12 protein-coding genes are annotated in these 13,863 nt (G+C 60.6%); 8 read left to right on the top strand and 4 right to left on the bottom strand.

The window, feature by feature from the left end; genetic code table 11:
- Positions 1-65: 65 nt before the first annotated feature.
- Positions 66-1,496: an MFS transporter gene (locus HDE80_RS08015; RefSeq protein WP_345776428.1), complete on the bottom strand. Its 1,431-nt coding sequence runs from the start codon at positions 1,494-1,496 to the stop codon at positions 66-68.
- Between the two features lie 485 nt (positions 1,497-1,981).
- Here HDE80_RS08015 and HDE80_RS08020 point away from each other — a divergent pair, with 485 nt between their 5' ends.
- A complete protein-coding gene (locus tag HDE80_RS08020; RefSeq protein WP_184669637.1) occupies positions 1,982-2,650 on the top strand; it encodes an HAD-IA family hydrolase in 669 nt (222 codons plus the stop codon).
- Between the two features lie 17 nt (positions 2,651-2,667).
- Complete coding sequence (panE, locus tag HDE80_RS08025) at positions 2,668-3,597, top strand: 2-dehydropantoate 2-reductase (protein WP_184669639.1); 930 nt, start codon at positions 2,668-2,670, stop codon at positions 3,595-3,597.
- A 239-nt stretch (positions 3,598-3,836) separates the two neighbouring features.
- Here panE and HDE80_RS08030 read toward each other — a convergent pair whose 3' ends face one another.
- The 3 genes from HDE80_RS08030 to HDE80_RS08040 all read right to left on the bottom strand — a co-directional run bounded on the left by HDE80_RS08030 (position 3,837) and on the right by HDE80_RS08040 (position 8,229).
- Complete coding sequence (locus tag HDE80_RS08030; RefSeq protein ID WP_184669641.1) at positions 3,837-5,045, bottom strand: acetyl-CoA C-acyltransferase; 1,209 nt, start codon at positions 5,043-5,045, stop codon at positions 3,837-3,839.
- A 63-nt stretch (positions 5,046-5,108) separates the two neighbouring features.
- Complete coding sequence (locus tag HDE80_RS08035) at positions 5,109-7,496, bottom strand: 3-hydroxyacyl-CoA dehydrogenase/enoyl-CoA hydratase family protein (RefSeq protein ID WP_184669643.1); 2,388 nt, start codon at positions 7,494-7,496, stop codon at positions 5,109-5,111.
- A 106-nt stretch (positions 7,497-7,602) separates the two neighbouring features.
- Entirely contained in the window at positions 7,603-8,229 is a 627-nt protein-coding gene (locus HDE80_RS08040; RefSeq protein WP_184669645.1) for a TetR/AcrR family transcriptional regulator, read from the bottom strand.
- A 222-nt stretch (positions 8,230-8,451) separates the two neighbouring features.
- Between HDE80_RS08040 and ndk the strand changes: the two genes are divergently transcribed.
- The 6 genes from ndk to bamB all read left to right on the top strand — a co-directional run bounded on the left by ndk (position 8,452) and on the right by bamB (position 13,847).
- Entirely contained in the window at positions 8,452-8,877 is a 426-nt protein-coding gene (ndk, locus tag HDE80_RS08045; protein ID WP_184602537.1) for a nucleoside-diphosphate kinase, read from the top strand.
- A gap of 35 nt (positions 8,878-8,912) precedes the next feature.
- Positions 8,913-10,031 (top strand): 23S rRNA (adenine(2503)-C(2))-methyltransferase RlmN, encoded by a 1,119-nt coding sequence (gene rlmN, locus HDE80_RS08050; protein ID WP_345776423.1) that lies wholly within the window; start codon positions 8,913-8,915, stop codon positions 10,029-10,031.
- Entirely contained in the window at positions 10,021-10,809 is a 789-nt protein-coding gene (gene pilW / locus HDE80_RS08055) for a type IV pilus biogenesis/stability protein PilW (protein ID WP_184669649.1), read from the top strand. The genes rlmN and pilW overlap by 11 nt, the downstream gene beginning before the upstream one ends.
- Positions 10,810-10,814: 5 nt before the next feature.
- Positions 10,815-11,834, top strand: coding sequence for a helix-turn-helix domain-containing protein (locus HDE80_RS08060; RefSeq protein WP_345776424.1), 1,020 nt, complete (start codon positions 10,815-10,817; stop codon positions 11,832-11,834).
- Between the two features lie 151 nt (positions 11,835-11,985).
- Positions 11,986-12,636, top strand: coding sequence for a tetratricopeptide repeat protein (locus HDE80_RS08065; RefSeq protein WP_184669653.1), 651 nt, complete (start codon positions 11,986-11,988; stop codon positions 12,634-12,636).
- Positions 12,633-13,847 (top strand): outer membrane protein assembly factor BamB, encoded by a 1,215-nt coding sequence (bamB, locus tag HDE80_RS08070; RefSeq protein ID WP_255483635.1) that lies wholly within the window; start codon positions 12,633-12,635, stop codon positions 13,845-13,847. The genes HDE80_RS08065 and bamB overlap by 4 nt, the downstream gene beginning before the upstream one ends.
- Positions 13,848-13,863 lie beyond the last annotated feature (16 nt).

The following is a 13,863-nucleotide window of genomic DNA, read 5'->3' on the forward strand; positions in this document are numbered from 1 at the left end:
GCTCCGCTGTCTGATGATGTGCGGTATATCCGCAGCGTTCATGTCTTGACGAACTGCGGTAACGCCTATGACAACGACGGTCGCTGTTTCGACCGATACCCGCTCAACTCATCGCCGGCGTCGTGCGCAAAGCCCACATGCCAGCGCATGGAGCTGAGCGAGATCAGCGTGACGATCACAAAAGCGATGGAGAAATCCATCAGATGCGGTTCGGCGTGATCACCGGCAGCCATGGTCAGCTTGAGAATCAGCGCACCGCTGCAGACGCCGACGGAAAGCATCAGCTGCTGCAGGGTGGTGTACAGGCTGCTGGCTGCGCTGGTGCGCGACGTCGGCACGGCTTCGTAGGCCACCGTGTTGTAGGCCGCAAACTGGAATGACATGAAGGCACCGCAGCAGAACAACAGGCCGAACATCAGCCAGTCCGGCCAGCCCGGCCGGAAAAACGCGCACACCGCATAGCCCATGCTGGAGAGTATGCCGTTGGCCATCATGCCGCGCCGAAAACCCACCATCCGCAGCACGCGTGGCGTAACGCTGCGCATCACGATAGCGCCGAGCGACGTTGCCAGAATCAGCTTGCCGCTGCGCACTGCCGACAGGCCGAAGCCGATCTGGAACATCAATGGCAGCAGGAAAGGCTGCGCGCCCTGCGTGACACGCATCAACGAACCGGAGATTACCGACAGGCGGAACGAGTCGATCTTCAGCAGCGATAGATCCATCAGCGGATCGGGTCGCCGCTTCGCGTGCCATATATAGGCTGCGCATGCGGTGCTGCCGATCACGAGCAGGAGCAGTGCGCGCATAAGATCGGCGTTTTGCCCGATCGTCTCGAAACCGAACAACAGGCAGCCCAGCCCGACCCCACATAGGGCGAAGCCGAGAAAATCAAAGCGCGCCGGCTTGGATTCGCTGGGAATCTCCGGCACAAACTGACGCACCAGCCAGAAGCCCAGCAGGCCGATTGGCACATTGATATAAAAAATCCAGCGCCAGCTGAGATAGCTGACGATAAAGCCGCCCAGCGGCGGCCCGATCAGTGGTCCGAGAAACGCCGGTACCAGCGTCCACGACATCGCCGACACCAAGTTGCGTCGCTCGACCGTGCGCAGCAGGATCAGTCGTCCGATCGGCGCCATCATCGCGCCACCCGCACCCTGCAGCAGGCGTGCCGCGACCATCGCGGGCAGGCTGGTTGTCAATGAGCAGACGATCGAGCCGGCCACGAACACGCCAATCGCCACGCTGAAAACGCGTCGCGCGCCAAAGCGGTCCGCCATCGCGCCGCTGGCCGGGATAAAGATCGCCAGCATCAGTAGGTAGGAGGTAATCGCGATGCTCATCGCCGGCGCCGTCACGGCAAAGTCGTGCGCCATGGTCGGCAGCGCCGTCGCCAGCACGGTAGCATCCAGCTGCTCCATGAAGATGGCGCAGGCGACGATCAGCGAGGTGACGCGGTAATCGGGAAACACCGGTGCCGGGGGGCTCGGCACGTTGGTGGTTTCCTCAAGGGGAAGGCTCGCCACTACATATCCTTTGAACGAGCGATCCGGCAGGCACGGCATGCACCGAGGGGAAGCCAGCTGGGCCACTCAAGAAAGCGACACCTAGATCGTGCATCGCAACGTGGGGATTATTCGCTGGTGGCGTGGCTAGGACAAGCACGGCATACCGCAAAGGCGTCGATCTGCTGTTGACGCGGGTATGTCCGCGTCCCGTCACAAACAGAGCTTGAGGTCGCGAATAGAGCAAGTCACACTGATAACTTCTGGTTTCGACCGGGGCTGTGTGAAACGCAGCTGTGCGTTCTTGGCTAATCAAGATTTGCTCAAATTGATACGTGTACGCTTGGTTCTGAACCACTCGCTACGCTCGACAAGTTGCCGAAAAATCGCGTACATGGCACACGTGCAAATAACGACTTTCATTTAACAGCTGGCCTGCTTGCCCAGGACTGCTTCGTTTTCAAGGAAACCTCATGCGTTTGGCTGTTGGTACGGAACTGTTGGCTCAGGCTTTGTTGTTTGATATGGACGGTACCCTGATTGATTCGCGCATGATGGTCGAGACGTTGTGGAAAGACTGGTGTGATGCGCACGACGTTGATTTCGACTGGGTGTTGCCGCAGCTGCATGGTGTGCGACTGGCCGATTCGGTGCGCCGCTTTACGCCACCGGGTTACGACGTGGAGCAGGAGATCCGCACGATGTACGACATCGAGCTGCACAGCACCGATGGCATCGTGCCGATCAAGGGGGCACTCGAATTGCTTGCCAGTCTGCCTGAGGATCGCTGGACCATCATTACCTCGGCCGATCAGGAGTTGGCGCGTGCGCGGCTGGCGGTGACGGGGATCGTGCCGCCGCCGAAGATGGTTGCTGGCGACGACGTCAAAGAGGGCAAGCCGCATCCGGCAGGTTATCTTGAAGGTGCGCGGCGGATGGGCTGTGCACCTGCACAGACACTGGTGTTCGAGGATGCTGTTGCCGGTATCCGTGCGGGTCAGGCTGCCGGTGCGCGGGTGATTGCTTTGGCGACCGGCCATCCGGGCGAAATCCCGGAAGGGGTTGAATGGATTCCCGATATGTCGGCGCTGCGTTTTGTCGATGTGGGTGCCGATGGCGTGCGCCTGCGCGTTGTTGCTTGAGCGAAAGGCGAACTCCTATGCGTATCTTGATTCTCGGCGCGGGTGGTACGGGCGGCTATTTCGGCGGCCGGTTGGCGCAGGCGGGCCTGGACGTAACCTTCCTGGTGCGCCCGGCTCGCGCCGCGCAGCTGGACGCCCATGGGTTGGTTATCAGCAGTCCGCTGGGCGATGCGCAGTTGGTGGTCCGGCACCTTACGACTGATCAGCTACCGAGGGCAGAGCCGTTCGATCTGATCCTGCTGAGCTGCAAGGCTTACGACCTGGATAGTTCCATCGAGGCGATTGCGCCGGCGATGGGCGAGCACACCACGCTGCTGCCGATTCTCAACGGCCTGCATCACTATGAGGCGCTGGATCAGCGCTTTGGCGCGGCGCGCGTGCTTGGTGGTCTCTGCTTCATCAGCGTCACCAAGCCGGACACCGGCGAGGTGTTGCATCTCGGCAAACCCGCCTCAGTGACCTTTGGTGAGCGCACGGGCGAACCGCGCAGCCAGCGCTGTGCGGCGATTGCCGCTGCCTTTGCCCAGGCGAAGGTGGAGCACAAGCATTCGCTTACCATCGAGCAGGATCTGTGGATCAAGTACAGCTTTCTCACCGCATTGGCGGCCGCCACCTGTCTGATGCGAGCCAGTGTCGGCGTGATCGTGGCTACTGACGGTGGCCGCGATTTCGTGGAGCAGCTGTATGCCGAGTGCGTTGCGGTAGCTGCAACGGCCGGTTCGCCGATATCTGCCAGCGCCCGGGAGCTGGCATTAAAAAACCTGACACAGGATGGCTCACCCGTTACTGCCTCGATGCTGCGCGATCTGGAGTCGGGCCAGCAGATTGAAGGCGAACAAATCGTCGGCGACATGCTGCAACGTGCACGGGCGGCCGCTATCGATGCGCCATTGCTGACGGTGGCCTGGTGTCATCTGCAGTCTTATCAGAAGCAGCGCAAGGTATAGGGAACCTCTAAAAACCGTAGCGAGCGAAGAGACAAGCGCGTCGCCGGCGCGCAGGAACCGCAGCATACATGGGAGTATGTGAGGATTCCGAGCACCGCCGGCGCGCAAATTATCGAGCGCAGTAGGTTTTAGAGGTTCCCTCAGCGTCATGCGCCAACGGTGATGCGGACAAGCAGAAACAAGAAAAACGGCGCCGTATTGCTACGGCGCCGTTTTCATTTCAGCTGTGATGCAACGAATCAGAGCGCTTCGAAAATACCTGCTGCGCCCATGCCGGTACCGATGCACATGGTGACCATGCCGTACTTCTGCTTGCGACGGCGCAAGCCATGCACGAGCGTGGCGATACGGATCGCACCGGTGGCACCCAGCGGGTGACCAAGGGCGATGGCACCACCGAGCGGGTTGACTTTGCTCGGATCGAGACGGAGGTCGCCGATCACAGCCAGCGCCTGTGCGGCGAAGGCTTCGTTGAGCTCGATCCAGTCCATCTGGTCGAGGGTGAGACCGGTCTGCTTGAGCACCTTGGGAATCGCTTCCTTCGGGCCGATACCCATGATTTCCGGCGGCACGCCGGCGACGGAGAAACCGACGAAGCGAGCCAGCGGCTTCAGGTTGTAGTCCTTGACCGCCTGTTCGCTGGCCAGCATCACAGCGCCGGCACCATCGGACATCTGCGAGGACGTGCCGGCGGTGACGGTGCCACCGTACTGGGCGTTGCGGAATACGGTGCGGAGCTTGCCCAATACTTCCATCGTGGTGCCGGCGCGCGGACCCTCGTCAGCATCGATCAGTCGGCTGTCGGTGGTGATGCCGCGTGTGGAGAGATCAGGGTAGTGGTCGTCCAACTGGAACGGCGTGATCTCATCCTTGAATTCGCCGGCGGCCTGCGCAGCGAGTGCACGGCGATGGCTCTCGACGCCGAAAGCATCTTGCTGCTCACGGGTGACCTTCCACTTTTCGGCGACTTTCTCGGCGGTGATGCCCATGCCGAAAGCGATGGCGTAATCCTCGCTGTTGGCGAAGATGGCCGGATTCATCGCGATCTTGTGGCCCATCATCGGAATCATCGTCATGCTTTCGGTGCCACCACCGATCATCAGATCGGCTTCGCCAAGACGAATGCGGTCGGCGGCCTGGGCTACGGCCTGCAGGCCGGAGGCACAGAAGCGGTTGACGGTGACGCCGGGCACGGTGTCGGGTAGGCCAGCCAGCAACACGCCGATGCGTGCCACGTTCATGCCTTGCTCGGCTTCGGGCATGGCGCAGCCGATGATGGTGTCGGCGATACGGTGCGGATCGATGCCCGGAGTTTGGGCGATCACGGCGCGGATGACGTGCGCGAGCAGATCGTCGGGACGGGTGTTGCGGAATACGCCGCGCGGCGCCTTGCCCACCGGAGTGCGGGTGGCGGCGACGATGTAGGCGTCTTGCACTTGCTTGGTCATGAGACTAATCCTCGTGGAATGTCGGAAAGGAAAGAGAGTTGGAGGCTGGCCATTCGCTTTCCGTCAGTTCCGCAGCGGTTTGCCGGTGGTCATGGTGTGCGCGATGCGCGCCTGGGTCTTTTCGGTCTTGGCCAGTTCGACGAAGTGCTTGCGCTCCAGTGCCAGCAGCCACTCCTCGTCGACCAACGAGCCACGCTCGATCTTGCCCCCGCACAGGGTGTCGGCAATACGCGTGGCGATGTCGATATCGTGCGGCGAGGCAAAGTAGCCTTCCTTCAGATTGGCCAGCGAGGCCTGGAAGGTCGCCGTGCCGGTATCGCCGGCGACCGGAATCGCACGGCCCGGCATTGGCGGACGATAGCCACTCTCGGCCAGCGACAGCGCGACCTTCTTGGCAACGTAAAGCAACTCGTAGGCGTTGAAGACGACGATGTCGCTATCGCGCAGCAGGCCAAGCTGCTTGGCTTCGAGCGCGCTGGCCGAGACTTTGGCCATGGCGATGGTCTCGAAGACTTTCTTCAGCGACTCAAACGGATCGTCCGGGTTGGCCTTGGCCGCGCGGACGGCCAGCTCGTGCAGGCCGCCGCCAGCCGGCAGCAGACCGACGCCGGCTTCGACCAGACCGATATAACTTTCCAGCGCAGCGACCGTGCGGGCCGAATGCATCTGGAACTCGCAACCGCCACCAAATGCCATGCCGCGCACCGCGGAGACGACCGGAACCAGCGATTCCTTGATCGACATGCTGGTGCGCTGGAAGTTGGCGACCATGCTGTCGAAGTCGTCGAACTTGCCTTCCTTCAGCAGGCCTAGCGCACCCTTGAGATCGGCGCCGGCGGAGAACGGTTCGCCGGTCTGCCAGATCACCACGGCCTTCAGCTTTTCCTCGGCCAGTTTGATCGCGTGCTGCACGCCGTCGAGCACCTGGTCGTTGACCGTGTTCATTTTGGTCTTGAACGAGATGATGCCGACCTGGTCGTCTCCGAGCGTCCACAGACGTACGCCATCGTTTTCCCAGACGGTGACACCCTGATCGAATTTCTCGCCGAGGATCGGATCGGGGAACAACTGGCGCGCGTAGACCGGATGCTGCGAGCGCGGCTTGTAGCTGCTCTCGCCGGCCGACCACGAGCCTTCTTTCGAATGGACGCCTTTACGGCCATCCGTTACCCATGCCGGTAGCGGCGCATTGCTCATGGCCTTGCCGGCCTTGATGTCCTCGTTGATCCACTCGGCCACCTGCTGCCAGCCGGCAGCCTGCCAGGTCTCGAACGGGCCGAGTTTCCAGCCGTAGCCCCAGCGAATGGCGAAGTCGACGTCGCGCGCGGTGTCGGCGATGTCGGCCAGGTGGAAGGCGGAGTAATGGAACAGGTCGCGGAAGCTGGCCCACAGGAATTGTGCCTGTGGATCGCTGGAGGCGCGCAGTTTGCCGAACTTCTCCGATGGATCCTTGATCGCGAGGATCGCGGCGACCTCATCGGACGGCTTTTGTTCGGACGGGCGGTAGTCCTGCTTGGCGGCATCGATCACCACGATGTCCTTGCCTGCTTTCTTGTAGAAGCCAGCGCCCGTCTTCGAGCCCAGTGCGCCCTTGTCGATCAGGCCCTGCAATACAGCCGGCGCCTTGAAGTATTTCAGCCACGGATCGTCGGGCAGGGTATCGGCCATGGTCTTGATGACGTGCGCCATGGTGTCCAGACCAACGACGTCGGCAGTGCGATAGGTCGCACTTTTCGGACGGCCCAACGCGGGGCCGGTCAGTGCGTCGACGGTATCGAAGCCCAGTTTGAACTGCTCGGTGTGGTACATCGCGGCCAGCATCGAGAACACGCCGATGCGGTTGCCGATGAAGTTCGGCGTGTCCTTGGCGATCACCACGCCCTTGCCCAGCGTGGTAGTAAGAAAGGCTTCGAGACCGTCGACCACGGCCGGATCGGTCAGGCGGGTCGGAATCACTTCGACCAGATGCATGTAGCGCGGCGGATTGAAGAAATGCACGCCGGTGAAGCGATGGCGCAGCTCTTCCGGCAGCGCTTCGGCCAGGCCGTTGATCGATAGGCCGGAGGTATTGCTGGCCAGCACGGCCGTAGCGGAAACGTGTGGCGCGATCTTCTTGTAAAGGTCGAGCTTCCAGTCCATCCGCTCGGCGATGGCCTCGATCACCAGGTCGACATCTTTCAGGTGATCCAGATGCTCGTCGTAGTTGGCCGGAATGATCGCGGCGGCCAGATTCTTGTCGGCCAGCGGGGCAGGTGACAGCTTGGCCAGGTTGGCGATGGCCTTGAGCGCGATACCGCTCTTCGGGCCGTCCTTCGCAGGCAAGTCGAACAGCACGGTTTCGACGCCAGCGTTGGTCAGGTGCGCGGCGATCTGCGCGCCCATGACGCCGGCGCCCAGCACAGCGGCCTTGCGGATGCGTAGTGGTGGTTTTGACGAGGATGCAGCAGTCATTAGCTTCTCCAGTAGAACGAACACAAAGCTTTGGGGTGGAAGTCGCAGCCGTTGCCGGCTGTGGGTGCGGAATAAATGCTGATTTAGCGTGGGCTCAAGTCGTGACTCAGGGATGACTCATCCCGGCCACGGCGAAACGGATAAGGTGCTGTGCGGTCTGCTCGCGGTGCACGGTTTCGCTGACGTCGCTTTTGCGCTGGATCATGCCGAAGCCGGACATGGCGTGGGTCAGCGCGCCGCTGACCAGATCGATGCGCCAATAGAGCTCCTGCTTGCTCAGTTGTGGCAGTAGACGGGCGAATTCGGCGGTGAACTGGCGCATCACGTGGCCGTAGTTCTCTGACAGGAACTGCCGCAAGGTGTCGTCGTGCTCGGCAAACGCCCGTGCCAGAACACGCATGAAAAGGCTGCCGCTTTCGTCGTGCGATAGATCCAGCGCCGGGCGGATGAAGGCGGCCAGCACGTCTTCGATCGTCGTGTTCTCTTTGCCAGCGACCAGAGCCAGGGCTTCCAGGCGGCTGTTATTTAGGGCGTCAAGCCGTCGGCGAAAGATTTGCTCGACCAGCTTCTCCTTCGACCCGAAATGGTAATTGACCGCGGCTAAATTGACGCCGGCGGCTGAAGTGAGCTGCCGTAGCGAGGCGCCATCGAACCCGCGTTGGGCAAACAGCGATTCGGCAGCGCCCAATATGCGTTCCTTGGTGGAGTTGGAGCTGTTCACTGGGACAATCATTGCGTCGCTACGCTCATCGGTTCAAACGATCGTTTGAGGATACGCGGAGCGCTTTGTAGCCGTCAAACATCTGAATTTTGTTAAGGACAGGTGATTTGCGTATGGAGTAGAATCTGTCAAACTTTCCGGTACTAAACCCGTAATACAAGTCAGGTTTAGCCCTTTGTCGGCCCCTGTTGGCCATGACAGTCTTTTTTGAAATTCATTCCGGAGCAGATTCGCATGGCGCTTGAGCGCACCCTTTCCATTATCAAGCCCGACGCCGTCGCCAAGAACGTCATCGGTGAAATCTATGCCCGTTTCGAGAAGGCTGGCCTCAAGGTGGTTGCTGCCAAGATGAAACAGCTGTCGCGTCAGGAGGCCGAGGGCTTCTATGCCGTGCATAGCGCGCGCCCGTTCTTCAAGGCCTTGGTCGACTTCATGATCTCCGGCCCGGTGATGATCCAGGCGTTGGAAGGTGAGAACGCCGTGCTCAAGCATCGCGACTTGATGGGTGCGACCAATCCGAAGGAAGCCGCCGCAGGGACGATCCGTGCCGATTTCGCCGACTCTATCGACGCCAATGCGGTGCACGGTTCTGATGCTGCGGATACGGCGAAGGTCGAGATCGCTTATTTCTTCGCCGCGACGGACGTTCTCTCGCGCTGAGATATCCGAGGTACTAAGTTGTGAACCAGGTTGTCGTGAACCCATCTGCCAAAGTCAATCTGCTCGACTTCGATCGGCAGGGTTTGCGTGACTTTTTCACGCAGATCGGCGAGAAGCCTTATCGCGCCGAGCAGGTGATGAAGTGGATCTACCACGACCTGGAAGACAGCTTTGAAAACATGACCGACGTGGGCAAGGCGCTGCGCACCAAGCTCACCGAGGCCTGCTACATCGGTCCGCCCAGGACCATGCTGGACAAGGCTGCCAACGACGGTACGCACAAGTGGCTGCTGGGTATGGACAGCGGCAATGCGGTGGAGACGGTCTATATCCCTGAGCCAACACGCGGCACGCTATGCGTATCCTCGCAGATCGGCTGTGCGTTGAACTGCCAGTTCTGCTCGACCGGCGCGCAGGGGTTCAACCGCAATCTGTCTACCGCCGAAATCATCGGTCAGGTGTGGGTGGCGGCCAAGTATCTTGGCAATATCACCCATCAGAATCGTCGTATCACCAACGTGGTGATGATGGGCATGGGCGAGCCGCTGGCCAATTTTGACGCGGTGGTCAAGGCGATGAGCCTGATGCGCGACGATCTCGGTTTTGGTCTGGCGGCCAAGCGCGTGACGCTTTCCACCGCCGGGATGGTCCCGCAGATCGATCAGCTGTCCGATGCGATCGACGTCTCGCTGGCCGTCTCGCTGCACGCTGCCAATGATGAACTGCGCACCGAGCTGGTGCCGCTCAACAAGCGTTACCCGATTGCCGATCTGGTAGCTGCCTGCCAACGCTGGGTGGCGCGCAAGCCGCGCACGTCGATCACGTTTGAATACACCTTGATGAAGGGCGTCAACGACCAGCCCGAACACGCCCGTCAGCTGATCAAGCTGATGCGCAAGCTGCCGACATGCAAGGTCAACCTGATTCCGTTCAATCCTTTCCCGGGCACCCGTTTCGAGCGCTCCAGTGCGAACGATATTCGGGATTTCCAGACGCTGTTGCTCAACGCTGGCGTGCTGACCATGCTGCGCCGTACCCGCGGCGACGATATTGATGCCGCCTGCGGCCAATTGGCGGGGCAGGTCACCGATCGCACACGACGCAGCGCCGATATCCGCAAGAAGCAGGACGAGGAAGCCTTACATGCGCATTGATCGCGTGCTGATATTAGGCCTGTTGCTGCCGCTGGCCGGTTGTATCACCACGCATACCGACAGCAATCCCATCGGCAAGAACCTCCCGCAGACCAGCAAGGCCGACCAGGCAGTGGAAGCGGCACGTGTCCATACCGAGCTTGGCCAGCGCTACCTGGCCAACGGTGATGTGCAGACGGCACTGGCCAAATTGACGACCGCGCTGCAGTTCGATCCCAACTACGCGCCGGCGCATACCGTCATTGCGGTGGTTTATGAGCGCATAAATAACTTGCCCGAAGCCGAAGTGCACTATCGCAAGGCGGTTGCGCTGGAGCCCACCAAGGGTGATCCGAACAACAATCTCGGATTGTTCCTCTGCTCGACTGGCCGCTACGCAGAAGCCAATGGCTATTTTCAGAAGGCTGTGGCCGATCCGTTCTATCAGACGCCCGATATCGCACTGACAAATGAAGGGATCTGCCAGCTGCGAGATCATCAGGTTGTTCCCGCTGAAGCCAGCTTTCGTGACGCCCTCGCGCGTAACGCGAATAACGCTGATGCATTATTTCAGCTTGCCAAAGCGCTCTATCTGAATAACGATGCGTTCCGTGCGCGGGCTTTCATTCAGCGCTTCGATGCACTGGGGGCGCCGACTGCGGCGGCATTAAAGCTTGGCTACGATATCGAATCTCGTCTGGGCGACCGGGATGGTGCCCTTACCTATAGCACTCGGCTGCAAAACCAGTTCCCGGATTCGGAACAGGCACGCGCCCTCAATACAACTGTCAGCCAATGACTTCCATGCAGCCTGATCCGACCGAACCCGGCAAGAGCACGCCCGATCTTTTCGGGATCAATTTGCTTGATATGGACGCGACTTCAGCGAAGACGCAGGCCATCAGTTTTGGCGCTCGATTGAAGGCCGCACGCGAAGCGCGTGGGCTGACTATCGAGATTTGTGCGAGCACGCTGCGGCTTCCGGTGCGCGTGTTGCGCGAACTTGAGCACGACATGCACGAGGGGATCGATTCGAAGATCTACCTTGGCAGCTATATCAGCAAGTACAGCCAGTTCCTCGGCATCAACGACGCCTCGATTCAGGTTGAACTCGATCGTATCAAGCAGATCGAGCCGCCATTGGTGGCCACGGGCGGTATTTCGCATTCGCGCTTTCTGCTGGACCGTTATGCCACCGCTGCCACTTACGTGGTGTTGACGGCAGTGATCGTGGTTCCGATGATCTGGCTGGGTGTACGCGGGACGATGGATCGCAGCGTGACGCATCTGGCGCCGCTCGATGCAGCGCCAGTGGCACAACAGGATGCTCCGGCCACGGTCACGGCCACGGCGACCAGCGCCGCGGGCGCAGCCAATAGTTCGACTAAGAGCACCGCCGTGGCGCAGATTCCAGCGCCACCGCCGATAGTAACGACCTCGGCACCGCAGGATCAGCCGTTGATGGCATCGATGGCGCCGTTTCCGAACATGGACGGCGGCAATCTTCAGACGGCAAAGCCGGTTGCGCCGGCAGCGGTGGATACCGGAACGGGCAGTCACAGCCTGAGCGTCACCGTCGACGCTGCCAGCTGGGTCGAAGTGATTGACAAGGATGGCAAGCGGCTCGAGTACGGCCTGCTTCCTGCGGGCAGCAGCAAGACCTATCACAGCGATCAGCCGCTGGATGTCCGCATCGGCAATTCCAGCGGTGCACAGATCAGCATCGATGGTCAGCCCGTTGGTCTGGACGATTTCCGTCATGCCAATGTGGCGCACTTCCGCGTGCAGGTTCAGGACGGCAAGGCCTCCGCGGCCAGCCTCTGATCAACGCTCCGGGCCGCTCTGAGCGGCCCTTTTCGGTTATGCTTGTGCACTGATTGTTCGCTGCATGGCGGGCACGGGTGGCTTTTGCTTTCATCTCTCGCGCGGCGGCGTGGTAAAGGCCTGCGAACGAGTGATTTTTGAAGGATGATTCATGGCATTTGACGAATACGACAAATACGAACAAAGCGAACTCGTTCAAAAGTGGCTACGCGAGAATGGCCTTTCGATTGTCGTAGGCATCGCCATTGGTCTCGTTGGCATCTTTGGCTGGCAGCAGTGGCGCAACCACCAGGCACGCAACGAGAGCAATGCTGCCCAGTTGTACAAGCTCGCCCAGGTCTCGCTGGCTGCCAACAAGCCGGAGGCTGCGAGTGCGATCACCGATCAGCTGATGAAAGACTACGAAAAGTCGCCGTACGCTGTCTTTGCGGCCACCGATCGGGCCAAGCAGCAGGTACAGGCCAAACAGCTGGACAAGGCCGAAGCGTCGCTGGACTGGGCTGCAACCCACGCGACCGATCCGGCGCTGAAATCGCTCACGCAACTGCGCAAGGCGCAGGTTGAACTGGCCCGCGACAACGGTACAGCGGCGCTGGCGACACTCGATGCGATTCCGGCCAATACCTATCAGGGCCTGGCTCAGGAACTCCGCGGCGATGTGCTGGTCAAGCTTGGGCGTGCAGACGATGCGCGAAAGGCTTATCAGGCCGCGCTGTCGGCGCTGAAAGAGCAGGCACCACAACGTGGTGCGCTGCAGATGAAACTCGATGATTTGGCCGTGGCCGGGAAGCAGGGTGCATGAAAGCTGAAATGATGAAACGCGTCTTGCTGATCTCGTTGACCTCGTTGGTGGGCCTCGCCGGCTGCCACTCGTTCAAGAAGGAAAACGTCCAGCCGCCGACACCGCTGGCCAAGGATTTCAAACCGACCGTGCAGGTGACCCGTGTGTGGGAAACCCGCGTAGGTAACGGCGCTAGTCAGAGTGGTGCGCTTCTGCGTCCCTCGGTCGTCGATGGCGTGCTCTATGCCGACAGCACCGACGGCAAGCTGGCGGCGATCGATGCAGCCAGTGGCAAGACCCTGTGGACAAAAAGTACGCGGACCAAGGGCTGGTTCGGCTGGGGCGACAAGAAGCGTAAAGATGCGCTGTATGCCGGTGGTCCAGCCGTCGATGGTGATCTGCTTGTCGTCGGTACGCTGGACGGCCACGTCTATGCCGTCAATGCAAAAGATGGCAACCCACGCTGGGAAGCCGAGCTGTCCTCCGAAGTGCTGGCTTCGCCGGTGATCGTCGGCGATCTCGTCGTGGTGCGCACGGAGGATGGCCGCATCTACGGCCTGGAAACGGCTACCGGTAAGCGCCGCTGGGTCTTCGACCAGGATACGGTCCCTTTGCTTAGCCTGCGCGGTAACGGCTCCATGCTCGCCGCCAATGGCGTGATTTTCTATGGTAGCGACGATGGCCGTCTGGTCGCACTGCGCTTGGACAATGGTTCGAAGCTGTGGGAACAGAAGCTCGCCAGCGGTGAAGGCCGCACCGAAATCGATCGTCTCAATGATGCGGATGGTTCAATCCTGCTAGACGGTTCACTGCTTTACAGTGCGGCCTATCACGGCAATCTGGTAGCAGTGGATGGCCCCAGCGGCCGTCCGACGTGGACCCATCCGTTCTCGACCTTCGTCTCGTTGGCGCTTGGCGGCAATTCGCTCTACGGCGTCAACGAAGATTCGCAGGTCTGGGCTTTCGACAAGACGGGTGGCGCCGATATCTGGAAGAACGACGCGCTTAAGTACCGCTGGCTGACCGGCCCTGCTGTTCAGGGTGACTACGTTGTCGTTGGCGATATGGAAGGCTATATCCACTGGCTACAGAGCAGTGATGGTGCCCTGGCCGCTCGCGAGCGTCTGTCCAAGAAAAAGGCCATCCGCGCACAGCCGCTGGTGGTTGGCGACATCGTTTACGTTGAAGATGTGAAGGGCCATATCGGCGCTTATCGTCTGTCCGCGCACTGATCGCGGAGACCATGTA

Origin of the sequence: Rhodanobacter sp. A1T4 (assembly GCF_014207185.1) — a bacterium.
Lineage (GTDB): Bacteria > Pseudomonadota > Gammaproteobacteria > Xanthomonadales > Rhodanobacteraceae > Rhodanobacter.